Below are 23189 nucleotides of genomic sequence, written 5' to 3' on the forward strand. Positions count from 1 at the left end.
TAGAGATACACGGCTTCCTTATTCCCATCTTTTATCAGTTTTTTGCTTCTTGCTCCAGATCTTCTAATTCATCTTCAAAACCATTGATCTCAATCGCTTTATTCAGCCAATTTGCATACTCACCGCCGACTGAAAGCACGCGTTTTGCCACCTCGACCGGATCTGCCGTTTTGTAAGCGTCGCGGAGCTCCTTAGACCGGAAATCAGGGTAAATCGTAGATTCAACCGCGATCCGCGCATAGAAGCGCTGGCTGTCTAAGTCTTTTACGCGGCCTCTGCCTTTCACATTTTTATATGTCGTGCTTTCCTTCTCCAGTTCGTCAATGCGCTCAGTCGTAATGGCTTTAAAAATAAAAGGCACGATGTTTCCTTTTTTATCGACAAAACGCTTTGAAAGCGGAACCCGAATCTCCTCAGCCTCGACTGTTTTACCCGGCATAAAGAATGACAGATCAAATACTTGTTCGTTTTTTTCGCTCATGATGAAAACTCCCTTACTTTTTTTTATAAAAAACAGGCCTGTAAAAAGGCCTGTTTCACTCATACCGATCTTAATTAAAACGTTTCAGAAAGCTTTTCCGGCACATCGAAATCTTCAAAGGTAAACGGCACTTCTTCTTCGAGTGCTTCTGAGTCTACGTCCAGTCCGGCGATTTTTGCAGAATCAAAGTTGACGTCATACAGAGTGACGCGTTCTGTTCCGCGGCCCGATGATTTGTCATCAAGAACGGCTTGCAGCGTAAAATACGGGTCGCTGCCTTTTTTGACGTAATCCATCATAAGGACGGCGAATTTGGATGTGACCTTGTAGAATGTTGCCGTGCCCGTTCCGTTGGCGCCTGTTGTTTTATGTCCCGTCATGCGGCGGCCCATGATGTTTACTTCTGATTTGTTTTTTTCCACGTTTGCTTCAAACGTTTTAATATGCGCCATCTCTTCTCCGTCTAGAAATAAACGGCCTTCTTTTCCTGAAATCGTGTTTTGCGCTTTTAATGCCATCTTAGTTTACCTCCACGTTAAAGTAGAATTTTTCTGCCGCATCCACAGGCTGTACGGCGAGATCGATTAAAAAGCCGTCGCGGTCTTCATTCAGCCCGATTGTAATGTCTTTGTCTGAATCAAAATTTGCGATGCCGCCCGCATCCTGAAGCGTAGTCAAATATTGAATGATCATCGTTTTGACGAATTGAAGGCCGTCATTTGTCGCAGGAAGATCGCTGCCCGTGCCTTTTTTCGATTTAATTAAGGCTTTCAGTTCACGTGTCAAATCGTTATTCACCGCATCAAGCACACGAACGATTTTGTTTTTCGCGAACTTTTTGTTTTTCTCTGCCGTAAATGTCACCAATGAGTTGATATCTTTTTCAACGCTGACTGACTTATCACGGGCATCATAAGAGAAAAGGAATTCACCTTTAGAAAGACGTTCGATCACTTCATCATGAGTCAGGCGGTGCAGCACATCGACGGCGCCTTCGTATTCAACGAATGTTAAGGATTGATTAAATGCGGCGCTGGCACTTGCGCCTGCCACCCAGGCGGTCGCATCTTCAGCTTTAATCTCGGTTCCGTCTTCCAGCAGCACACCTTCAGTAACATTGATAATGCCTTCATAATCTCCGCTGTAATGGGCGGTCACCCCTTGCACCTTCTGTCCCTGCGCATCGCGAAGGCGTTTAATGAATGCGGCAAATGTCGCTTTCAGCTGATCGTTTTCCGCGACAGGAAGAGCGATGACATCGAAATTCTCCGTTTCAGCCGCAGCTAAAAAATCCGTATAGTCTGAGTTGACCGGTGCTTTATCAGTTCCTCCCGCAAGACGGATGCCTGCCTGCGGGTTTAACGTTTCCCCGGATTCTTCCTCAGTTCCTGTCAGCGGGATGGAAGCCGACAGTTCGCCCGTTCCCGTAAATGTGACATAGCCGTTTGCTTTTAATTCTTCGGCTTTTTTCACCGTTTGTTTGTCAACTTCCGCTTCATCCATGTAAGTGGTCACATCGAAAGCGGTCTGATCAAGGACGTTTTCACTGATGCGGATGATGATGTCATTTCCTTTTGAACCGCCGTACAATGCGGTTGCTTTAACACCTTGCGAAAGGTCGGCGCTTGCTCTGATTCCCTCTGTCAGACGGTACATCAAAACGGTTTTTGCTTTCTTTTTCGCTTCACGAAGCAGAATCAGTGACGGATCTTCAATACTGAGCCCCACTTTTTTATTCAAATCTTCAATGCTTGAAATGGAAACGAATGTTTTCGCTTCCCCCCAGCCGGATGCGACGGGAAGGGCGACAATCCCGCGTTCACCGATCGATACCCGCTCCTGGGCGGTTGTTTTAAAGTTAAAATAGATTCCGGCACGTTCTTTTTCTTTTCCTTGCGTAAATGTTCCGCCGTTCATTATTGCATGACCTCCTTGGTTAAAAATGCTTCAATGTAAGACTTGGCTTGCGCTTTCGTCATTTGTTTTTGCTTCACGCCGAATAAAGCCCCCTGGAGAATCTCAGGTTTTACGCCGAAAAGCTCCTTCGCGTGCTTTGTTAAATCCGCCGTGTCATAAAGAACCGCTCGTTCCGCCGCTGCGGCGTTTTTCTTTTTATGTTGTTTCACTTTTGTTTCACCCCGCTGTTAATGTCCACATCCCGCAGTGCGGGAGATGTTTGTTTCTGATAGTAGTAGCGGCTCGTCCAGCGGATTGTGATCACTGCCTCGCCTTTGTCTCCGACTCTTGTTTCGATACGGCTGATGCGGACGAAATCACCGGTATCCTCCCCTGATTCCGTTAGCAGCGGAATCAGCTGTCTTGATTCTCTCACCGCATCGGCGATCCGGTCGGCTGCATAGAGCGCCTGCACCGAGTCGGCATGGAACAGCTTCACATTCAGACTGTACGTTTTCTTATAAGTGGAGACTGTGTCATTTTCGTCAAAAACAAATGGGGGCGGAATATATAGTGACGGCACCTGAAATTGTTCAGGCAGTTCATTTTCATATACGGGCACGCCGCACTGCTGATACAAAAAAGCGGCGATTGAACCGGTTTCGCGATTCATCCGATATCTCCCCCCAACGTGTTAAGCCACTGATCGAAACGCTTGTCCAGCGATTCGGCGAAGAGTGTTTCATACAAAAGAAGGGCTTTGTCCCAAAACCCATTCCCGCTGATCCACTGTTTTTTGAGCGCCATTCCCGTTGAAGCTGACGGATCATAGATGAACCGGGAGCCTTGAAAATACCCGGGCACCCATCTGACATTTTCATCTGAGACGGTCCAATGTCCGTCATTTATGAATGAGGCGTACTCTACATTGGTGCCGATTTCAAGGGTCAGTCCCCCGTTTTCAATGATCCATATATGATCCTGCGCTCCTTTTCGGAAAGAAGACAGCAGGTTTTCTGTATCAATCCCTCCCGAATGAATAAGCTCCTCCCGTACCAAGTCGAGAAAATCCTTCCCTGACTGCTCCAGCCATTCGCATGCCTGTCGGGCAAATTCTCCGGATGATGCCTTTTGCAGCGACCGATTCCATTGTTCAAGGTTTTTTATGCTCATAGTCTGTCATCTCTCACAGCGATAACCTCCCAATGGTGCTGTCTTGCTTTCTTCGGCATTTCCAGAATATACGCCTGTCCTTCCCAAATGATTTTGTCATTGACACGCACAACGGCCTCTTTCGGAAAATGAATGAGAAACCGCTGATATACCTTATGATCAGGATCAAGCTGAATAAGCTGCTGCTGTTTTTCAACAAACAGACATGGCACGTCTTCAGCATCGGGAACTTCCCGATAAGAAAAGACAGGCTGGAGCTTTTCGGCGGGAATCCCGAAGCGTCCGGCCTTCGGAACTGACACCGTCTCATGATAAATATCGCATCTGTCAGTGAGCAGCCGTTCGTAGCTCATAACGGTCTCACCTTTGCGTTTGCAGAAACCGGGGAATAACCCGGCGCGATATATTCACAGAGAAGATGGCGCACAGCCGGTTTTCTGATCCCGCCTTCACCTGCCACCGTATAGGAATAGTCACCTATCTTTTCAGATTGATAGGCGGAAGCGGCCGCTTCATTCTGGTTGATCAGCGCAAAATATTGAGAAAGCTTTAATAACGCAAGCTTAATCTTTTCGGGAAGCGGTGAGTAAATAGGGTCAGTGAACGAATGCCCCGTCATTCTGGCCGCTTCCGCCTCCGCCTCCAGAATGTCCTGTATAAGAAGCGGCTCCGGCCTGTTTTTGACTTGATCATAAACTGAATATGAAACAACGTCAGACGGCTGAATTAACATAACTGCCACCCCCGTCTTATTCTTTAACGTTTACGATTTTGGCGCTTGCATCTTCTTCTTCAAATTTGCTGTCAAGTTTAGCCGTCAGTACGATAATAAATTTGCGGCTGCGAATATCTTTATCTACTTCGATTCGGATATTCCGTGAAAAACCGAGAATGATATTTTTCGGGTGAGTCAAAATGATGTCAGACGCATCGTACTGGGAGTCACCTTCTCCGACCGAGTACGGCTGCAGATTGGACACTCCTTTGACCGGAACGCCGAATGCTGAAGACAAACCGCCCTGCACCGCAAGATCCCCCAGATTGGTCTGACGGTCAGCCACACGGTCTTTCCATTCAATCTCCATGCCTTGAGATGTGTAAAATCTGAATTCCTGAGGCAGGCGCAAATATTTTGCCGGAATGGCTTTTAAGCCTTTTTTAAATGTGGCTCTGGACAGCTCTTCCCCGTTTCCGTCAATGACATGAGATACAGTCTGCTTACGGATTCCGTCAAGCTGTGCCAAGTACGGATCAGAAGAAGATGTATCGCCGTTTACGACAAGCTCCTCAATATCGACTGCCGCCCGCTCCGCCAAAATCTGCATGATCGTCTGCTGCAGGCCGTCTTTTTCAATATTGTTTTCAAGCGTGTCATAGGTGATATTAATTTCCGCAATGACTTCTTTCGTATTCAGCTGCACCGTACTTGTTGCCGGGACGGTCAGCTGATCGTCAGTTAAGGCTTTTCCTTCCTCAGCGGCACGCAGAATCCGCTGGCCGAAACCGATTTTTTCAAATTTCTGCGAGTCATTTTCCATTTGAATCACACGCGATTCGCTGAAAATGGTCGGCGTGTTCTGCACCATGCGGATAAATGCTGAAGCTTGTGCGGGGTTCATTAAACCGCCGCTTTTTAAAGCGGAAAGTGACATTTCCGCCTTTCTGATGATATCTTGATTTCTCACTCTACAGTTCCTCCTTCTGACTGGGCTTAAAGCAGTCCGCTCCAAATGGATTTTTTAACAGGCTCTTGGCCGCCCGTCTCTTCTTCCGGCTGCTTTGATGCGCCTCTTACTTTTTCAAGCGCTTCAATGCGTTTAATAATCGGCGCGAGCATGTCCTCGACAAGCGTTTTCAGCTTTTCTTCATCAGACGGCGCAGCCGCCCCGTCTTTGTCTTCCGTGTTTTGGTCCAAGCTGTCAAGCCGCTTTAAAAGCGGGTGCAGCGCGTGTTCAATTGATTCTCTTACGTCTTCTTTTCTCATCTTGTTCAAGTCCTCTCCCTTGCGGTTTCTTGATTTGCGGTCACGGTCGAGAAATTGCTTGACCGCGCCGAATAAGCCGGCTTGCTTTTCTGCCGGCTCTTCGTAAACGTCAGCGGTTCCCGCCATGCTGTAGCCCGTAATGATACCGGCTTTAATCTGATCCCATACTTCATCGGAAGCTTTGGTGACAAGCACCCAAGATCCTTTCCGGATCACAGCATTCCCGATTTCAAAGTCATCCGGGGCGACGTACGACTCCACCACCTCGCCGGTCCCGCCTTCAAAATTATGATTTGTATCGATGTTGCGGGCGTCCGCCAAAAAACCGTGAGCGGCCTTTTCAATTTCTTCAGCCGTCATATAATCGCCATGTGCATCCGGGACATCCGGCTCGTAAACGATGCCGTAAACAAGCTTCTGCTCATCCGATTCGCTTTTTGTAAACACCTGCACCTTTTTTTCAAATGACGGAAGGCCTCCGGCTGATTTTGTAAAAAAGAATTCCGTTTGGTTCGCCGCCTTATCGACATAGCTCACAAAACTGATGACGGCATTTCTCAATTCTCTCGGCACGAGATGTTTTCACCCCCTTTCAGGATTGCTCCTTTTTCCCTTTCAGCACCGGCCGGCTGTAGTACTCTTCAGGCCATTCCTCAAGCGTCTTCCCGAGCACTCTTCCCGCCAGATCACGGAGGTCATTAGGAGAGACCGCGCCGGCGGAAATAAATGGCGTAAGCACCTTCGCAATTTCAAGCGGATCGCGAAAATCAGGCCCTTTTAATGTGAGCTGTACATCGTGGAGACCCAATTCAGGCAAAAATAACGTGTTGAGCTTATTAATCAGCGTTTTCCGCTCCGGCTGAAACACCTGCTCCTCCGTTATTTTCCGTGCCGTATCGGCGGTGGCTTTGTTGTATTCCTGCGCCTCGCCCGTATAAAGCGGCGGGAGACGGAAAGCGGAACGGAGTTTATTTCTGCTTTTGTCGTCATATTCAAGAAACAGCGCATCATCCTGCAGAATTTCCGCAAGTGATTTAATTTCCACAGACACGGGCGTAATGTCTTCGCCTCCGTGAAGGTCTTTTTCCTTCGCAATGCCTTCCGCCTCAATCAGCAGAAATTTGTGGGCGTTTTCCACCCCTTCCAGGTCATTCATATAATCCTGGAGCTCTTTGTACGAGGTTTCTGACAGCATGCCGTTTTCAACCGTAATGGCGGCCGGCACGTGACGGCCCTGCTTGAAATACATAAAATTCAGTTCTTCCGCTTTCCGGGCGCCGTACAGATTGACGATATTGCCGACCCAGCGCGGAATTCCGTAAGTGCCGCTGCCGATTTTTAAGTGAATGGCTTCATTTGCCCGATATTCTTCAGACAGGGTCTTTACGTATTCGCCGGTTCTCATGTCCATCATGCGGGGATCGCCGTATTCTTTAAAAAACACTTTCCGACCGTTCAGCATCTGAACATATTTACGAAACCGTTTTTGCCTTTTAATCGTTTTGGATGCGCCGTTTTCTTCATATGAAAATGTAACTTCAACGGGATCAGTCACACCGCATACGCGCATATGTTTCACATCCAGATATTCAATCCCCGCCGGTTTTCCCGCCCCGTCCCTAAGCACTTCGAGAAAACCGTTGCCCGTTTTTTCACGGTCTTCTATCGCATATCCGAGGATCGTCTCGGCCGATTCATCAAAATGAAGACATTTGTAAAAGCTCTCCAGCTTCATCCAGTTTTTTTCGGCCCGGGCCTTTTTTGTCGGAGAGCAATCTGGGCTATTTACATCAAAGGTATATTCCACATCAAACCCAAAACCCGTAATATTGACCCGATACGCGTCAATGCACTGCTGAAGAATCGTCGAATATTCGGCGATTGTTTTCAGTTCAATGAGATTATAGGGCGGTGAAATGATGTCTTCGCCGTACAGATCGGCAAATTGATCTTCGTTCATCTGCCTTGCCTGCGGCGCGGCCATTTTTGATTTAAAGACGGTGGCTCTAACGTTTTGATAGTTCGGCAACGCCTACCTCCTCCTTTCCCGATTCGGACGTCTCCGTTTTTGTGATGCATCTTTCAGATCCGCCGCGTCATAGTCATCCAGCGCATACCAAATGGCTGAAAGTGTGTGGGGATCAATTGAAAACTCATCTTCCGACAGAGCGCCGTTTTTGTTTTTTGCGTACGTTAAGTTCTGCAATTCGCGGATCGTATGTTGACAGTTGTCTGAGCAATAGATATGTTTGAACCGTTTCAGCTTTTTTGTATACTGAAGTCTTGAGCCCGGAAACTTTTTGGCCGCAACCATGCAAAAGCCCTGCCTGCGAAAATATTGGATGCTTTTCGGCTCAGCCGAATCCGCTTTGATCAGCTCTTTTTGATCCGCCAATTCCTGAAGCTCCTCAGCTGTCTGATCATCGGTCATTTTGTTTTTGTAATACTCCCAGAAAATATAAAGGTCTTTTTGATCCGGATCGACGGCAAGCCGGATGACCGCATTGTATGACTCTTCAAAACCGAAATCCATGCCCGTCCGAAACAGGGGGCGCCTGATGGAAGCAATCCGCTCCGTTACTTCGTTGTGCTCCATGACCTGAAACTGCGGAAACACGCGGATGCCGTTAACGCCGAACTGTCCTTTGCGGGCGATCCGGTATAAATCGGGATCGTAATGCCGTAAGCTGTCCAGCTGCTTAATATAGCTTTTCGGCAAAAACAGATTATCGCACGCTGTGGAATGGTGGTAATACGTATCTCCCTTAACGACGGTGCCTTTTTCATACAGCGTCTGATCATCCAATACGAACCGTTTTTTTTGGTCATCACGGAAAAAATGCCGGTACGTCCAATTGGAGGTGCCGACGGGATTTGTGGTGCATATCATATGAAGCGAAAGCTCGGGATGGCGCAGACGGCCGATCAGCTCCTTAAAGCCTTCATACTTCACTTCAGAGCATTCTTCAATCCAAATCAGTGAAATATGATGAATGGATTTCAATTTGGCCGGGTTGTCCATCCCTTTAAACATAATCCGGCTTCCGTTTGAAAATCTCAGCTGCATCGGCGAAGACACGGCCTTTACGGCATGTCCCAGCTCAAGCTCCCCGATAATGTCTTCAAACAAGGCAAAGGTAGAATCTCTGTGCGTATCGAAAACTTCCCGCACGACAAGCGCCGTCCGCTTTTCACGAAGCAGCTTCAAGATGATTTTCAGCGCGGTATGATAGCTTTTTGACGAGCCGTAGCCTCCGACGAGAAATTGGTACGTTTCATTCCAATTGAACAAAAAATCTTCAAAGCGCGGGTTGACCGCTTTTTCAATCATGACCGTTCCTCTTTTCGCGTAATGACAATGTCAATCGGCTTTTGGCTGTCTTCTGTTTTTTCCATCTTCTGCTGTGCCAGCTTTAATTTTTCATTTTCGATTTTTTGTTTAAATTGATCGGGGAAAAGGTCAAAGTACAAGGACAGCTTTTCAAGAGCCTTCATCTTGTCGGCAAGCTTGATTGCAATGCCCTCTTTTCCGAGTTTTGCTTCCGTGACGATGGTTCCGTCCAGAAGGTGCGAATCTTTAACATCAACGTAGCTGATTTCCTGCATAATCGGATTATCATTTTCGTCAAAGAGCGGCCCTGATTTTCCGAAGGCCTGAACCTCTTTTTTTCCGAAGGTTACATAATCGGTAATGTCGGCGAAAGCGATTTTCACATAGACTTGAAGAACGTCCATCGCTTCGACAAACACTTTATTGACCATTTCCTTTTTCATGCGGCTGATTTCTTTGGCGACTTTTCTGTTTTTTAACAGCCTGCTTCCCGTCACATGCGCGCTTTCCGGTGAATACCCGGCTTTTATCGCAGATTGGGTGGCGTTAAAGCTTTTCACATAATAAAGACAAAACAGCCGCTGGCGTTCGTTTAACTCATCACCTTCGCCCGGGTTGTTTTTTCCGCCGCTTTCCGCATTCTTATGGAGCGCCTCGTCCCAGCGCCCTTCTTTTTTCCATCTGCCGATCGTTCTTGCGGATACGCCTGATTTGCCGGCAAGGGCGCGATTTGTGATGCGGCCTTTATGAGACTGATAGATTGTAAATGCCTGTTCTCTTTTTGCGTTTTTCATGCTACGGCATCACCGCCACCTCCGACATGATTGTCTATAATAAAAAGCGGCTTCTAATCGGGCCGCTTTTTGTGATCGTCTGTTCACTTCTAGGTGGCAAACGTATGACAACTTATGAAGCAGGCGATTGATTTCTTTGTTCTTGCTGTTTTTGAATTTTTAGAAGCGCCCGTTTGACCGTCGTCTGTACGGTTGATTTCTTTACATTCAGCAAGGCGGCGATCCGTTCATATGAAAAGCATTCCGCTTTGTGGAGCAGCAGCATTTCTTTTTCTCTATCCGTTAAAACGGCTAATGCGTCCCGCAGTCTGATTCTGTCTTCTTCAGTCACATTCCCGGAAGGTTCAAACATCAGCGCCTGTGAATAGGTTTCTATAATTCTCGGATCTTTAATCAGCATTCTCTGATAAGCGTCTCTGCGGTCTATCGCTCTTCTTATGCCGGGCTGCCGGCCTTTTTCAAGCCATTCGATGACATATTCCACATCTGTAATGATTGTTCTGATGATTTTTTTATCTTTCAGTTCTTCTGAAGTAAGCACCGTTTCATCGGCTTCCTCCAGCTGCTTGTACCACTTTTTCGTCTCTTTCAGCGTGCGTTTATATTCAAATAGTAAGTCTTCCATGTAGATCCTCCTCTTTTTCGGAACAAAAAAAGGACACCAACCAATGCGCAGCATGTGCGCGATTGATCAGTGTCCGCAGGCTTTCCGTCTTGGACGTATTCTGTTTTTAATTCAATTTAAAGCCGATTTCATATTCGATCCGGGCCAGATCCCCTTTTCGCGTTTCGACAAGCGTTTTGCCGTGCTCCGGCGCTTCGGCGAGCCACGCTTCCTTCTTCAGTCCGTCTACAATAATCACCCGAACCTTGCCTTCTTCCAGCTGGCTTTTTAATGTTGTATGTTCAATGTCGGTCAGTTTTTTAGGATTCATGTTTTACGTCCTCCGTCTTTTTCAGGATGTTTACTTCATGTATGAGGCTTCCGAGCTCATTTATGAACGCTTCTTTTTCTTCAGAACTTTCTCCCCGGAGCAGGCGGAGAGCCGTTTCGGCCGCCTCAAAAAGTTCCGGGGCTTTCGCCATCAATGCCGCGTTGATCTGCTGAGAGTATGAACTTAAGTTGAAAACGGCCGCGATGAGCCTTCCGTTTGAATAAGGGAACTTCTCTTTATCCGCTTCGCTGTAAGCGGAATAAATGTAAATGGGTTTTTCTTCTCCGCTGTGTACGGCCCGCCATGGAGCGGGGCTGTGTTTTTCTTGCAATGGTTATCCTCACTTTCCATCAGCCTCATGCCATGCTTCAATTTGCTTTTCTATCCGTTTCGCCCTGAACAGCAGGCAAAAAAGCCACTTGATATATTTATACACGTGCATCAAGCCTCGCTTTTGCGTCTTGAACCATTCGCTCAAGACGTTTAATGACCGGCGTTAAATCAGTGCCTGTTTTGCAGTTCGGGCAAGGGTGAAAGACAGCGCCGAAACCCGTTTCCGTCACAACGACCTTCTTCGGCCCGCACAGTTTACACATTATCTCGCCCCCTCTAATCTGTGGTTTACGTCAAATGAATTGCCATTAATGATGACTAAATAATCGTTGCACATCTCATAAATTCTTGTGCCCAAGGCTTCATCAACCTGCACCAGTCCGTCACAGGCCAGCTCGCTCGAGATAAGAACCGGCTTATGATTTAAATAGCGGTAATTCACGACGGCGTACATTTGTTCAATCTGCCAATCGGTCGCCCGGGGTTTTCCGTTCAGCGGTTTGAACAGATCGTCAATAAAAAGCACATCCGCCTGTTTCATACGGCCAAGCTTTGCATCAAGCAGATCAAAATCATTTTTTAAATCCGTAAAGCCCTCCACAAAAGGAAAATACAGCACCGGTGTCTGCTTCTGTCTCATGACATAATTGCTGAGAGCGGTCAAAAGATGGGTTTTTCCCGATCCCGGACGCCCTAAAAGGGCAATGCTGTTTTTCCGGCAGTTTTTAATCTTGTCGAAGTTTTCAACATATTCAAGGGCGCACTCATATGCGTCGACGACTGCCTGAGGCTTGCCCCGCGTGATAAATCCTTTGAAATCCAGCTTCCGAAAGGCATCTGTAATCTCACTTGCGCTGAGGATGCGCTCTGCTTTTCGTTCGGCGGCGCAGCGGCACTTAACCCACACATCCATTCCCAGCTGGTTTTTGAGATAACCGCCCTGATCTTTACAGAGCGGACAGTCAAAGCGGCTTTCGTCTGATTCTTCCGGTCTGTCCGCCAGTAATGGACGTTTTCCGTTTTTCAGGTCGGCCAGTATTTGCTCGATCGTTCGTTTTGTCATGTATCGTATTCCTCTCTTTTTTTGTTGTGATTGTCCTTCCCGCAATTCGTGCATTCAAGCGGTCTTCCATATACTTGGCGCAATAGCTGAAAGCCTTGATCGTTTCAGCTGAAGAGGTGCGCCGCTGTTCAAAAGCGGTAAAGCATTCGCCGAGCCATTTGATTGCTTCTTGTGCTGACGCACCGAGGGAAACAATACGGGCGATGGCCTGATAATCCCGGGGCGAGGGGTATACGCTCCGCCCCTCCTGTGCAGACCTTAATCTGATAAAATGGGCGGCAATGTCGTTAATCGCTTCTTCAGCAGTATGATTTTTTGTTATATCTATTTCTCTCCGGACATTTTTGTCCCGGTGATCCGCCGATATTGTCCGGTCTGTGACTTCCGGGCGGGTCAATGTCTTTTTCGGCGTGAATCTTTTCGAGTGCTTTACGGAGACGATGAGTCCGTAAGGGGCGCGGACGGTTTTGATATATTCATGCTGTTCCAAAACCTCAAGCCACCGTCTGACGGTTTTTTCGCTGACGGCAAATACGTCGGCCATTTCTTTTGCTTTTACGGGCTTATGACCGAGGACGATCCCCCACTTTACGCCGTCTTTTACGTGTTCCTTTGTCGTTGAGCTGATGAACCATAAAAACAGCCATATGGCGGACCCTATCTTTTCATAATGTTCTGAATTCAATAATCCGGAATAGATGAAAAACGGGTAGCTTTTACGATTCATATTGGACGTCTCCGTTTTTCTTCAGACTTATATAGCGTTCATACTGCAATCGGTTATCAAATCGGAATACCGGAAGTCCGCAAGCGGTAAAAGATATCGAACCGCCTGCTTTTCCTAAACATCTCTGGTCAGCCGGATTGCTGCTGAAACGGATGATTATCGGCTGCATCTCTCACCCTCCTGATCAATTTCTTATCGTATTTTGATACATTACGTATCCTTATGTTGTTGATTATATACGATACATTTCGTATCATCAAGACCTTTTTGATACTTTTTTTATCATCTCTTTATTTTGATACATTTTGTATCTATAATCATAAGTAACTTAGGGTGTTGAAAAAAGAGAGGTCATTCGGATGATAGGCGGAAGATTAAAGAGTCTCAGAGGAAAGAAAACGCAGGAAGAAGTCGCAAATCATATCGGTGTCTCGCGCGCCAGATATTCTCATTATGAAAACGGCCGATCTGAACCCGATTACGACACGCTGCAAAAGCTTGCGGATTATTTCAAAGTGTCGACTGATTATTTGTTAACCGGAAAAGAACCTTCAGATGAAGACATGTTTGCCGATCCCGACCTGCAGATTGCATATCGGGACATGCAGGACTTTTCGCCGGAAAGCAAGCAGCAGGCCATTGAATTCATTAATTATTTAAAAGAAAAAGAGAAAAACCGCAGGCCGAAACATAAATAATCCGCTCTTTTCCTTTAAATTGCTTAACGTTCAGCCGATATAAAAGATGAATGTTTATTTTTAAAAGAAAAGGGAATTGATTCAAAGTCCGATCAGGGCTTTTCTTTCTCGCTTAAAAAAGAACATATGTTCGAAAGGGTGTATTCAATTGGGCGATTTTTTAACACATCTTGAGGAATACGTCAAAAACTTATATTGCCGCATGGGAATGACCGCCCCTCTCCATATTGATATGCAGATGATTGCCAAGGAGCTTGACATTTGGATTCATTTTGAAGATACGCACAGTATGATGCTGAAGCGGGACGGCATGTACAGCATCGTCCTGAATCAAAAAAAGTCACCCGAAGAGCAATGGCAGGATTTTGCGCACGAACTGTGCCATGTGCTGAAGCATACCGGCAACCATTTTCATATGAACAAGCTGTTCAGGGAACTGCAGGAATTTCAGGCCAACCATTTTATGTACCACTTCTGTGTGCCGACCTTTATGCTGTTAAACATGGAGCTTCCCCAGCGGAGAAGCCATGCCGTTATTTTAATCGCAGCCGCTTTCCGGGTGACGGCATCATTTGCGGAAAAAAGGCTGGAGCTGTTTGAACGGCGTAAAGCAGGTATTCAATTTCAGAAGCGGCTCGCTTGTCTGTTATCCGACAAGCGGCCGAATGGGTATTATGAAAGCGGACAGACACACTTGCATGCCGCTGAAGAAAAAACGCCGTATTTTATTGAAAACTAGCGGCACTCTGCGGGAAGAGTGTCAGCATTTTGACATCGGAAGAAGTGTATTGTGAAGCCACATTGGCGCCGGTTTAAGATGAGGCGCAGATGCGAACGCGACCGGGACCGAAATATACCTGAACTCGCCCCGTCCGTCAAAGGCTTCACCGCGGGCCCATCTTCCTTGTGAACTCTCATCTCCTCTGGAAAAGTTAAACAGGTCATACGACACTTCCTGCTTTTCGAGTTCACGCGGAAACGTCGCAGGCACGACAATGTCCCGTTCTCTTTCTTCCAGCTCTTTTATCGCCGCGTACCACATATTTTGATGATACGTATCTCTTGCAATTAAAAAGGACAGCATATCCCTGACACCCGGATCGTCAGTCATCGCATACAGCCGGGTCACCTGAAGGCGTCCCTGGGATTCCGCATTTAAATTTGCCCGAAAATCTGCAAGTAAATTCCCGCTGGAAATAATGTATTTCGCATTCCAAGGGTATCCTTCAGCGTCAGCCGCCATTGCGCCTAAACCTGCAACAATGGCGTGCTGCGGATTCATTCCCCCCATAACAGCCGCGACGGCCGGGTCACTTTTATAGGCATTTTCCTGCACATCAGCCGGCGCATCGTCCAAAAGCCTTGAAATCATCGTCGCAAGCATTTCCACATGTCCGATCTCTTCCGTTCCGACATCATGCAGCAAATCTCTATATTTTTCATCGGCACGGCAGTTAAAGCCTTGAAACAAATATTGCATCATGACGCTGATCTCACCGTACTGCCCTCCAAGTACTTCTTGAAGCTTTTTCGCGTAAGCCGGATCAGGACAAGACGGCTTTGCGCGGTATTGAAGCTCTTTAATATGATAAAACATACTATTCCCCCATTCTTTCAAACAATCTTAGTGTATGAAAGAATGGGCAGGCGGTGCGAGTCCGTTTTCTTTACTCATAAAAACCGGCCTTCACGGCTTCTACATACCGAAAAAACAGATCGGTTGGCGTATATTTTTCTCCCCGGCAGCCAAAATTGCTGAACAGCGCGTGTCTCTGCGCCGTGCTCACTTCCAATTGCAGCCCCATTTTCCTTTTTGTCCGATTGACAATGTTGCCGGGATTTACACCTGCCAGCCGATCGTTCTTCTCTGTCAGCTCGGCATCAAACCCCGCTTCACGCAGCAGATCACAAATCAGTCTTGCTTTTTCCAGATCCGCGCCCCCGACGAGTGTATTTGCCTTTTTCAGATCATGATACCCGTGAAAAGCCAATCCGTAATGATGGGCGTTCACTTTTTCTAAAGCCAGGGGTTCGTCAAAGCGTGTGCTTGTCAAGTGGAGAGAACGGTTATTGCACCGCTTCGTTCCTTCAAATAAATAAATTGAGCTTTGGTCAGAAAATGCCCGCACCAACTCACTGACTCCCGGCTCAATCCTGCCGCCGTGGGGAGCGAGGACGATACATTTACTTCCCTCTTTTTCTTCATAAATAATTCTGTATTCCGATTCAGCAGCTGAAAGGGCTGCGAAATTGTCATATCTATCTTTCATGTGTAACATGCTCTCCTTTTCCAGTCAGCACCAGTTTACTCTACTCATCTGGGAATGGAAACCTTTTTATAGTATGATTTGATAGAATACGTATCAGGGGGGATATATCATGGGGTTCATCAATGGATTGCTGGGCAATGCGTCGACAATATCGACGGCTGAAGCAAAAGAAGAACTGGCCCGTATTCTGCTGGAAGGTGAGAATGTCAACGCCGCGTTTAAGCTCGTACGAGATATCATTGTCTTTACGGATAAGCGTCTTATTCTTGTTGATAAACAGGGACTCACGGGGAAGAAAACGGAGATTCAATCCATTCCGTACAAGAGCATTTCCAGATTCAGCGTAGAAACCGCCGGCCGCTTTGACCTTGATTCAGAGCTGAAAATTTGGATTTCAGGAGCGGAACTTCCCGCTGTCTCAAAGCAGTTTAAAAAAGATGAAAGCATTTATGATATTCAAAAGGCCCTTGCCGCAGTTTGTATGTAAGAAGAAACGGAAGCCCGGGGAGCTTCCGTTTTATTGATTACAGTTTTTCTTCAATTTTGGCCTTCGTTTTCGGGCCGTAAATTCCGTCTGCCGTTAATCCGCTGACGGATTGAAAACGTTTTACGGCATTTGCCGTTTTCGGACCGTAAACGCCGTCCGCCCCATGATTTTTTGCTCCTTTATCGGGATAAAAATAAAGAGCGGATAAAGCGTTTTGCACTTGTTTTACGTTTGTCCCTTTCGTCAGCGGTTTCGTCACTTTGATCACACCGGATGGAAGCGGATAGGAAGGCACAGCCTGACTTTTTGAAGAAGAACCCGTCTGAGCGAGCTTGATCACTTGTCCGACTGTAATGTGATTCGGATCGGTGATATGGTTGATGCTTTGCAGCGATTTTACGCTGACACCGTGCGATGCGGCGATTTCCGATAAGGTGTCGCCTTTTTTCACATGGTATTCAGAGGCGGAAGAAGAAATAGAGGCTTTTTTCGCCGGCATACTTCCGCTTAATTTCTTTGCAATCTTCGCCTTCACTTCATCCCAGCGGCCTTCAGACAAAATGCGGTGCGGGCAGTACTTTCCGTTCCAGTCCTGATGCTTTCTGATTCTGTCAATCCCCCAGCCCCGTTCTTTCAAAAGCTGCGCCGCGAACGCAATCGCCAGTTCTTCTGCGGCTCTGTACCGTTCGCCGCCTGACTTGCTGTAACAGATTTCTATAGCAATCGACTTTCGGTTTCCGGTACCGTTCGTGCCGTCTCCCGAATGCCAGGCATTCCGGTCCAACGGAATTCCCTGGATCACTTCTTTGTCATCAACCGCAAAATGATAGCTCGTTGATTCGCTGTTTCCCGTCATATAGCTGATTTCATTAGCGGCGGATGCGTCGTTTGCCGTGTTATGAATGGTAATATACTCCGGCGTCATCGGATTCGGACATTTTAACGCATATTTATCAGCCGATACGAGCCGTTTTTTCACTTCAATCCCCACTCTTCATCTCTCCTTATGCCTTTTTCATCAATAGGTGGCATTCGTAGGACAGATAACTTGAGCATATAGACCCTGCATTCGGATAAAAATGGAATGGATACGCATGCAAAAAATAAGACCCTTCCAAAGAAGGGTCTTTATGTTATGTTTGGTTGCGCGCGGCAATATGGAATGTGCCGTCCGCTTGGTTTTCCAAATGGCTTTCATGGCCGATCACCTGTGTAAAGCTGAACCCGACAGCAACAAGCAGCAATCCTGACAACAGTTTAGATTTCATATAGACAATCTCCTCTCTGGATTTGTTTTTGGGCGTGCACCATTTTTTCATAAAACGTGAGCGCTTTTTCAGGCTGTCCGTGTTTCATGTAAAATTTGGCAGCATCATGCGCCAATTCTTCCACATACGGATACAGCATGTGTTCTTCCAGAAAATCAAACGTGTGCCTGACGGATGCGTTATCCATTTCCTTGCCGTATAACGCATGTAAAAATTGGAACAGATTCACAAACAATTCATCATTGTATTCGCGGGCGATACTGAGCCCGAGGCGGTATTGCTTCTCTGCTTCGGCTGTAGTGTTCTGTTTATAAAGAACCTGTGTTAATGAGTAAATAGAATGCGGAAGATTATCGAACTTTTCTGACCTGCAAATGGAAACGGATGTCTCAAAATATTCGGCTGCTTTAGAGAGGTCTCCCATTTTTTCGTAACAGTTTCCGAGATTATATAAGGCTGAACTGATAAGACGGGGATTGCCTTCTTGTTTTGCAAGATCTAAAGCAAGTTCTAAGTGGGGCAATGCTCTTTCTGGATACTGCATGTCATCATAATTCCCTGCAATAACGAATTCACATTGGATTCTGCGGACGTTGTACGTCTCATACGATTGGTACGTTTCAAGGGCTTGAACGGCATAACTCATGGAGACGTAGGTTTGTTTCAGGTTGTAAAATATCTCGGCCATTTTAAAAGCAAACTCAGCTTTCTCGATGTCATCAGAAACGAGTGCAAGGTTTTTTTCAGCCCGTTTGTAATACATCATGGCGTTTAGGAACATTTTCTGTTTAAATTCGTACATTCCTCGAAAAAAATTAAAGTAGTAATCAAGCAGTCCTGTCAGTTTATACTGGTTGCCTTCAATGTCTTCCAATAATTCTGAAAACTCAGGCTGAGAAGGGTCCTCCTTTAAGGGCTTGATGTAATCCAGCATGACACGGTGTCTGAATTCCATTAATGAATAATACAGCAGCAGATCCTGATCTTCTTCCATATCCTCGATCTCTCTCTCTACTTCACGTTTGACGCGCTCCGCCTCAAGGACGTGAAACTGCCGGATATGGGTATACCATTCATTAATTTTGAGCCCGACAAAAGAGGACGGAATAGTCTGCTTCATCCTCAATAAATCCCCCCTTTTGGAATGACCGAGATATGTCATATTTTATCATATTTGCTAGAAAAAGAAGAACGCAAAAAGACCGCAATTGTCGAATTTCGGATATCCGCAACGATTTATCTCCGTCACAAGCTTATTGCTTGTTTCTTCCGTGCCGTTGATATAGCATATCCTTGCAGCTTTTATTCTGTATTAAATGGGGGTTTTCACATGACAGCACAAAATCAATTGGTCAGCCACTTTCTGTCACATCGAAACGTGACGATTGAACTGGCGGAAAAAATCAGCCGCGAGCATTACGACTACAAACCGGCAGAGACATCAATGTCCGCTCAGGAACTTGTAAAACACATCGTTTATTCTTTTCTTATGTTTGCAAACGTCATTAACGACGGAAACGGATCAGCCATCCAGAACAAACCGAAAGAAGAAGCGGAAACAGACCTCGTCAAACTGGCGGAAGCATGTACTGAAAAAACGACAGACATTCTGTCACAGCTGACTGAAGAGCAGCTGAACCGCGAAATTGACCTGACCGCCTCTTTCGGCAGAAAAGTGACCGGCGCTGCTCTCCTTCAGCTTGCCATGGAGCATGAAATTCATCATAAAGGCAACCTTTTCGTGTATGTCAGAGAAATGGGCCACACGGAACTTCCGTTTTATCAGCAAAAATCATAATCCGGCCATCCGCCGGTCTGCGACATAACAGCAGGCTGGCGGATTTTTTTGTTCTGTATAAAATTTTCCGAAAATTTAATTGATTACCGCCTCTTAATCATATATAATCTGATAAAAATAGTAGGATTATTCAGGAGGCACACAGATGACTGTAAGCATTGTGTTTATGGGTTTCTTTGTCGGAACGCTTGTCGGATTGACGGGTGTGGGAGGAGCGGCGCTTTTGACTCCTTTACTGATCGTTTTGGGGATCAACCCCTCAATCGCCGTCGGCACTGACCTTTTATATAACTCCATCACCAAACTGTTCGGTGTCGTTTCTCATTGGAAGCAGCGTACCGTTCAATTTAAACTTGTCGGCTACTTGGCGCTCGGAAGCATTCCCAGCGCAACAGCCGCCATCGGTGTTCTTCACTTGTTTCCCGCTTTTCACCAGCATCAGGAGCAGATTATCAAACAGGCGCTCGGCTACGTGCTGACCCTTGTCGCCATTTCCATTATCGCCCGCCTTTTTTTCGATAAAAAACTGCGGCCGAACCGCTGGCAGCAAAAAACGCTTGAAGAAAAGCGGACACTCATGATATTGATCGGCGTCATTTTCGGCTTCATCGTCGGCCTGACATCTATTGGGTCCGGCTCGTTATTTGCGATCGCCATGCTATACCTGTTCAGAATGAAAACGGCAGAAGTAGTGGGAACGGATATCGCACATGCCTTTCTGCTCGTAACTGCTGCCGGTCTGTTAAACGCAAGCTTCGGAAGCGTCGATTACCTGCTTGTATTGAATCTGTTGATCGGCTCTGTGCCGGGTGTGCTTCTCGGCAGCTTCTTTTCGCCGAAATTCTCACCGCGCCCGCTGCAATTTGTGATGGCGGCGATTATTTTAATCAGCGGAATAAAATTAATATAAAAAAGGCGGTCTGTTGTCAGATCGCCTTTTCCCTTATAACGTCACACCGGACTTAAAGATTGCAAGCTCCCGAAAATCGTTTTTTTCGTTATTGACGAATTCTCCGCTTGCAACTTTAATAATGTATTGAATAAAATCTCTTACAATGTGATCTTCTGTTGTTTGGTCTTCCGCCAATCTGCCCGCGTTGTAATCAATCCAATGAGGCTTTGATTGAAATAAATCGGTATTTGTTGATACTTTCACAGTCGGGACAAATGTGCCGAACGGCGTGCCTCTTCCGGTTGTAAACAAAACGATGTGACAGCCCGCCGCTGCGAGCGCTGAAGAAGCGATTAAATCATTGCCGGGCGCACTGAGCAGTGTCAATCCCTTTGTTTTCAGGGTTTCACCGTATGTCAGCACATCAGAAACCGGTGCAAGACCGGCTTTTTGGGTGCAGCCGAGCGACTTGTCTTCGAGCGTTGAAATGCCGCCTTCCTTATTCCCTGGTGACGGGTTTTCATAAATCGGCTGCTCGTGCTTCATAAAATATTGCTTGAAATCATTGATCAATCGGACTGTTTTATGAAACACTTCTTCGCTCGCCGCACGCTGCATGAGAATCGTCTCAGCGCCGAACATCTCAGGCACCTCCGTTAAGACCGTGCTCCCTCCCTGTGCAATCAAGTAATCTGAAAATCTCCCTAATAAAGGGTTTGCGGTGATGCCGGAAAAACCGTCCGACCCGCCGCACTTCAATCCGATGCTCAATTCTGACAGCGGAATCTCCTCACGTTTATCTCCCTTTGCCGCAAGGTGTATCTCTTTAAGTAGCGCAGTCCCCGCTTCAATTTCATCTGTGACAGCCTGTGATTCGAGAAATTTCACCCGATCTCCATTCACTTCAGAAAGCGTTTCCTTAATCGCCGCCAGCTCATTATTTTCACAGCCCAGCCCTAAAACCAGCACACCGCCCGCATTTGGATGACGGATGGCGTTTATCAGCATTTGTTTCGTATTCTCATGATCATCGCCAAGCTGGGAGCAGCCGTATTGGTGCTTTAAAACCAGCACATTGTCAAAGGGCGCAATGTCTTTCGCCTCTTTTACGAAGCGCTGCAGGATTTTCTCAGCGACGCCGTTTACACAGCCGACTGTAGGTACGATCCACAGTTCATTCCGGACGCCGGATGTACCGTTTTCTCTTTTGTAGCCTTTAAATGTCCGGTTCTCATTTGTAAAAGGATTGTCCTCGAAGCGCGGTGAATACGTGTATTCTTGCACATCGGATAAATTCGTTTGCAGATTATGGGTATGAATATGCTCGCCGGCCGAAATCCGCCTTGTCGCACGCCCGATCGAAAAACCGTATTTAATGATGCTGCCGTTTTCTTCAATGGTTTGCAGCGCGATTTTATGCCCCCGCTTTACAGGGTCCTTCACTTCAATCGTCAGTCCGTGTGTATGCAGCCGCTCCCCTTTGTTAAAATGGCGCATGGCGAGAAGCACATTATCGTTTTTATGGATTTTTATGACCTCTTTCATTTCACTTCCCCCTTTTTGCCGCAGCATTCATGTAACGCATGCTTCATACCCCGCTTATGAATGACAGACAGAAAAAAAGCCGTTCGTTCAGTCAGCCCCGGAAGATGATTCAGATTCTTCCCCCACAATCGCTCTTCTCCTAATATGGCAGATGCCGCTTGAAACATATCATCTTTGCAACGGGACCGCGCCATTTGAAAACGGTTAAGAACCTCCTCGCCGTCAGCCGGTTTGTTCGGTCCGTTCCAGTATGAATAGATCATGGCGCTGAACGAAAATACCAGCTTCTCAGGTAGCCGGCCCTCCTGTTCGATATAAGCCTTCAGCGTCGGCAGGTTTCTTGTTTTGAATTTCGCGGCAGCGTTAAGGGTAATGCTTTGCAGATAATGTTGGATATAAGGGTTTTTAAACCGCTGTAACACATCTGCCGCGTATTGGGTGACACCCTCCATTTGCAGCACAGGGAGGATTTCTTCATTGATCAGCTCTTCGATGAATCTGCCCGTCACCTCGTGCTCAGCCGCTTCCCGGACGGTTTGCAGTCCGTATAGTAAAGCCACTGGCGCCAATGCCGTGTGAGCGCCGTTTAAGATTCTCACCTTTTTTGTCCTGTAAGGCGTAAGGTCAGACGTGATCAGTGCGTTCAGCCCGGCCTCAGCAAAAGGAAGCTCATTCTGAAGCTGTTCCGGCCCTTCTATCACCCACAAATAATAATGCTCACTGACCACAATCAGACGGTCTTCGTATCCGAGAAAATCGGTAAGTTCTTCCGTGGTATCAACAGGAAATCCGGGAACAATCCGATCCACGAGAGTATTGCAGAAGATGTTCGCGTCATGAATCCATTGAGTAAAATCAGGCTCCAGCTCCCACAGCCCGGCATATTGAAGCACGGCAGCCTTCAGTTTCCGTCCGTTTTCTTCGACCAGTTCACATGGAAGCACAATGCACCCTTTCTCGGCGTCACCCGCAAATGCCTTATAGCGGAAATAAAGGAACGCCGCTAATTTCCCGGGGAATGTTTTTTGAGGTCTATCCTCAAGCCGGTCGCCTTTCTCAAACGTAATTCCCGCTTCTGTCGTATTGGAAATGATAAAACGAAGCTCCTCTTGTGCTGCCAGCCGTTTAAAGGAATCATAGTCAGAAAAAAGATCAATGCCGCGGCTGATGGATTTGACGATCATGTGTTCTTCAGACGGTTTTCCGTCCTTTATCCCCCGCAAAAAAAGCGTAAACAAACCGTCCTGCTCGTTTAAACGTTTGATTTTCTCAGAGCCTCTCGGCTGTACGGCGACAACGCTTCCGTTAAAATCCGTCAATTGATTCATTTGATCGATCTGCCAGTCTGCGAAGGCCCGCAAAAAGTTGCCTTCGCCGAACTGAAGGACTTTTTCAGGATATTGAATGTATTCACCGCACATCTTTTTATTCAGCTGACGCAAGCTGTCCGCCTCCTTCTGCATTTATGCACACGTTAACATTTTTCTGTACGAAAACCCGGATAATCAGACGGG

At 46.8% G+C, this 23189-nt stretch carries 32 protein-coding genes; 5 read left to right on the forward strand and 27 right to left on the reverse strand.

Annotated features, from left to right (window positions below; genetic code table 11):
• Positions 1-34: 34 nt before the first annotated feature.
• The 20 genes from AR442_RS13150 to AR442_RS13240 form a co-directional block, all read right to left on the reverse strand.
• Complete coding sequence (locus AR442_RS13150) at positions 35-481, reverse strand: phage tail assembly chaperone (RefSeq protein WP_032874591.1); 447 nt, start codon at positions 479-481, stop codon at positions 35-37.
• A gap of 74 nt (positions 482-555) precedes the next feature.
• Positions 556-999 carry a phage tail tube protein gene (locus AR442_RS13155; RefSeq protein WP_003154837.1) on the reverse strand — a complete coding sequence of 148 codons (444 nt, stop codon included), beginning with the start codon at positions 997-999 and terminating at the stop codon, positions 556-558.
• A gap of 1 nt (position 1000) precedes the next feature.
• Positions 1001-2398: a phage tail sheath family protein gene (locus AR442_RS13160; protein WP_007610810.1), complete on the reverse strand. Its 1398-nt coding sequence runs from the start codon at positions 2396-2398 to the stop codon at positions 1001-1003.
• Positions 2398-2607 (reverse strand): YqzN/YkzM domain-containing protein, encoded by a 210-nt coding sequence (locus AR442_RS13165; RefSeq protein ID WP_007610809.1) that lies wholly within the window; start codon positions 2605-2607, stop codon positions 2398-2400. Before AR442_RS13165 ends, AR442_RS13160 begins: the two co-directional genes overlap by 1 nt.
• Positions 2604-3050, reverse strand: coding sequence for a hypothetical protein (locus AR442_RS13170; RefSeq protein ID WP_029973074.1), 447 nt, complete (start codon positions 3048-3050; stop codon positions 2604-2606). The genes AR442_RS13165 and AR442_RS13170 overlap by 4 nt, the downstream gene beginning before the upstream one ends.
• On the reverse strand, positions 3047-3550 hold the full coding sequence (locus AR442_RS13175; RefSeq protein WP_053285031.1) for an HK97 gp10 family phage protein: 504 nt from the start codon (positions 3548-3550) through the stop codon (positions 3047-3049). Before AR442_RS13175 ends, AR442_RS13170 begins: the two co-directional genes overlap by 4 nt.
• Complete coding sequence (locus tag AR442_RS13180; protein WP_053285032.1) at positions 3547-3903, reverse strand: DUF3599 family protein; 357 nt, start codon at positions 3901-3903, stop codon at positions 3547-3549. The genes AR442_RS13175 and AR442_RS13180 overlap by 4 nt, the downstream gene beginning before the upstream one ends.
• On the reverse strand, positions 3900-4283 hold the full coding sequence (gene yqbG / locus AR442_RS13185) for a protein YqbG (RefSeq protein ID WP_053285033.1): 384 nt from the start codon (positions 4281-4283) through the stop codon (positions 3900-3902). The genes AR442_RS13180 and yqbG overlap by 4 nt, the downstream gene beginning before the upstream one ends.
• A gap of 16 nt (positions 4284-4299) precedes the next feature.
• The gene (locus tag AR442_RS13190) at positions 4300-5235 is read right to left on the reverse strand and encodes a phage major capsid protein (protein WP_007407274.1); all 936 of its coding nucleotides are present in this window, start codon (positions 5233-5235) and stop codon (positions 4300-4302) included.
• 26 nt (positions 5236-5261) lie between these two features.
• Complete coding sequence (locus tag AR442_RS13195) at positions 5262-6107, reverse strand: XkdF-like putative serine protease domain-containing protein (RefSeq protein ID WP_007407275.1); 846 nt, start codon at positions 6105-6107, stop codon at positions 5262-5264.
• 19 nt (positions 6108-6126) lie between these two features.
• Positions 6127-7518, reverse strand: coding sequence for a phage portal protein (locus tag AR442_RS13200; protein ID WP_094296112.1), 1392 nt, complete (start codon positions 7516-7518; stop codon positions 6127-6129).
• Between the two features lie 48 nt (positions 7519-7566).
• Positions 7567-8865, reverse strand: a complete 1299-nt coding sequence (locus AR442_RS13205) for a PBSX family phage terminase large subunit (protein WP_053285035.1) — start codon at positions 8863-8865, stop codon at positions 7567-7569.
• The gene (locus AR442_RS13210) at positions 8862-9659 is read right to left on the reverse strand and encodes a terminase small subunit (RefSeq protein WP_021494030.1); all 798 of its coding nucleotides are present in this window, start codon (positions 9657-9659) and stop codon (positions 8862-8864) included. The genes AR442_RS13205 and AR442_RS13210 overlap by 4 nt, the downstream gene beginning before the upstream one ends.
• 112 nt (positions 9660-9771) lie before the next feature.
• The gene (locus AR442_RS13215) at positions 9772-10284 is read right to left on the reverse strand and encodes a sigma-70 family RNA polymerase sigma factor (protein WP_007407279.1); all 513 of its coding nucleotides are present in this window, start codon (positions 10282-10284) and stop codon (positions 9772-9774) included.
• 106 nt (positions 10285-10390) lie between these two features.
• The gene (locus tag AR442_RS13220; protein ID WP_007610788.1) at positions 10391-10594 is read right to left on the reverse strand and encodes an XtrA/YqaO family protein; all 204 of its coding nucleotides are present in this window, start codon (positions 10592-10594) and stop codon (positions 10391-10393) included.
• A complete protein-coding gene (locus AR442_RS13225; RefSeq protein WP_015239676.1) occupies positions 10584-10925 on the reverse strand; it encodes a hypothetical protein in 342 nt (113 codons plus the stop codon). Before AR442_RS13225 ends, AR442_RS13220 begins: the two co-directional genes overlap by 11 nt.
• Positions 10926-11022: 97 nt before the next feature.
• Positions 11023-11190, reverse strand: coding sequence for a hypothetical protein (locus AR442_RS20660; protein ID WP_162838272.1), 168 nt, complete (start codon positions 11188-11190; stop codon positions 11023-11025).
• The gene (locus AR442_RS13230) at positions 11190-11990 is read right to left on the reverse strand and encodes an ATP-binding protein (protein ID WP_053285036.1); all 801 of its coding nucleotides are present in this window, start codon (positions 11988-11990) and stop codon (positions 11190-11192) included. The genes AR442_RS20660 and AR442_RS13230 overlap by 1 nt, the downstream gene beginning before the upstream one ends.
• Entirely contained in the window at positions 11890-12717 is an 828-nt protein-coding gene (locus AR442_RS13235; protein WP_053285037.1) for a phage portal protein, read from the reverse strand. The genes AR442_RS13230 and AR442_RS13235 overlap by 101 nt, the downstream gene beginning before the upstream one ends.
• The gene (locus AR442_RS13240) at positions 12707-12886 is read right to left on the reverse strand and encodes a hypothetical protein (protein ID WP_014417518.1); all 180 of its coding nucleotides are present in this window, start codon (positions 12884-12886) and stop codon (positions 12707-12709) included. The genes AR442_RS13235 and AR442_RS13240 overlap by 11 nt, the downstream gene beginning before the upstream one ends.
• A gap of 190 nt (positions 12887-13076) precedes the next feature.
• On the opposite strand from AR442_RS13240, the gene xre reads away from it, so the two are divergent.
• Both xre and AR442_RS13250 read left to right on the forward strand, forming a co-directional pair.
• Positions 13077-13415, forward strand: a complete 339-nt coding sequence (xre, locus tag AR442_RS13245) for an HTH-type transcriptional regulator Xre (protein WP_003154871.1) — start codon at positions 13077-13079, stop codon at positions 13413-13415.
• A gap of 148 nt (positions 13416-13563) precedes the next feature.
• Complete coding sequence (locus tag AR442_RS13250; protein WP_021494032.1) at positions 13564-14154, forward strand: ImmA/IrrE family metallo-endopeptidase; 591 nt, start codon at positions 13564-13566, stop codon at positions 14152-14154.
• Positions 14155-14175: 21 nt separating this feature from the next.
• Here AR442_RS13250 and AR442_RS13255 read toward each other — a convergent pair whose 3' ends face one another.
• Positions 14176-15012 (reverse strand): manganese catalase, encoded by an 837-nt coding sequence (locus AR442_RS13255; protein ID WP_021494033.1) that lies wholly within the window; start codon positions 15010-15012, stop codon positions 14176-14178.
• Positions 15013-15082: 70 nt separating this feature from the next.
• Entirely contained in the window at positions 15083-15685 is a 603-nt protein-coding gene (locus AR442_RS13260) for a poly-gamma-glutamate hydrolase family protein (RefSeq protein WP_021494034.1), read from the reverse strand.
• Positions 15686-15794: 109 nt separating this feature from the next.
• Here AR442_RS13260 and AR442_RS13265 point away from each other — a divergent pair, with 109 nt between their 5' ends.
• Positions 15795-16172: a PH domain-containing protein gene (locus tag AR442_RS13265; protein ID WP_017417600.1), complete on the forward strand. Its 378-nt coding sequence runs from the start codon at positions 15795-15797 to the stop codon at positions 16170-16172.
• Between the two features lie 37 nt (positions 16173-16209).
• Here AR442_RS13265 and AR442_RS13270 read toward each other — a convergent pair whose 3' ends face one another.
• The 3 genes from AR442_RS13270 to AR442_RS13280 form a co-directional block, all read right to left on the reverse strand.
• A complete protein-coding gene (locus AR442_RS13270) occupies positions 16210-17163 on the reverse strand; it encodes an N-acetylmuramoyl-L-alanine amidase (RefSeq protein WP_017417599.1) in 954 nt (317 codons plus the stop codon).
• Between the two features lie 142 nt (positions 17164-17305).
• A complete protein-coding gene (locus tag AR442_RS20480; protein WP_003154881.1) occupies positions 17306-17440 on the reverse strand; it encodes a PhrA family phosphatase inhibitor in 135 nt (44 codons plus the stop codon).
• Positions 17430-18566, reverse strand: coding sequence for a Rap family tetratricopeptide repeat protein (locus tag AR442_RS13280; RefSeq protein ID WP_087920760.1), 1137 nt, complete (start codon positions 18564-18566; stop codon positions 17430-17432). The genes AR442_RS20480 and AR442_RS13280 overlap by 11 nt, the downstream gene beginning before the upstream one ends.
• Before the next feature lie 204 nt (positions 18567-18770).
• Here AR442_RS13280 and AR442_RS13285 point away from each other — a divergent pair, with 204 nt between their 5' ends.
• Both AR442_RS13285 and AR442_RS13290 read left to right on the forward strand, forming a co-directional pair.
• Positions 18771-19238, forward strand: a complete 468-nt coding sequence (locus tag AR442_RS13285; RefSeq protein ID WP_021494037.1) for a DinB family protein — start codon at positions 18771-18773, stop codon at positions 19236-19238.
• Positions 19239-19383: 145 nt separating this feature from the next.
• Positions 19384-20148: a sulfite exporter TauE/SafE family protein gene (locus AR442_RS13290; RefSeq protein ID WP_007610763.1), complete on the forward strand. Its 765-nt coding sequence runs from the start codon at positions 19384-19386 to the stop codon at positions 20146-20148.
• Positions 20149-20181: 33 nt separating this feature from the next.
• On the opposite strand, the gene AR442_RS13295 is transcribed toward AR442_RS13290, so the two are convergent.
• Positions 20182-21675, reverse strand: a complete 1494-nt coding sequence (locus AR442_RS13295) for a UxaA family hydrolase (protein ID WP_053285038.1) — start codon at positions 21673-21675, stop codon at positions 20182-20184.
• On the reverse strand, positions 21672-23117 hold the full coding sequence (locus AR442_RS13300) for a tagaturonate reductase (protein WP_021494039.1): 1446 nt from the start codon (positions 23115-23117) through the stop codon (positions 21672-21674). The genes AR442_RS13295 and AR442_RS13300 overlap by 4 nt, the downstream gene beginning before the upstream one ends.
• Positions 23118-23189: the final 72 nt, after the last annotated feature.

Origin of the sequence: Bacillus velezensis, from assembly GCF_001461825.1 — a bacterium.
Lineage (GTDB): Bacteria > Bacillota > Bacilli > Bacillales > Bacillaceae > Bacillus > Bacillus velezensis.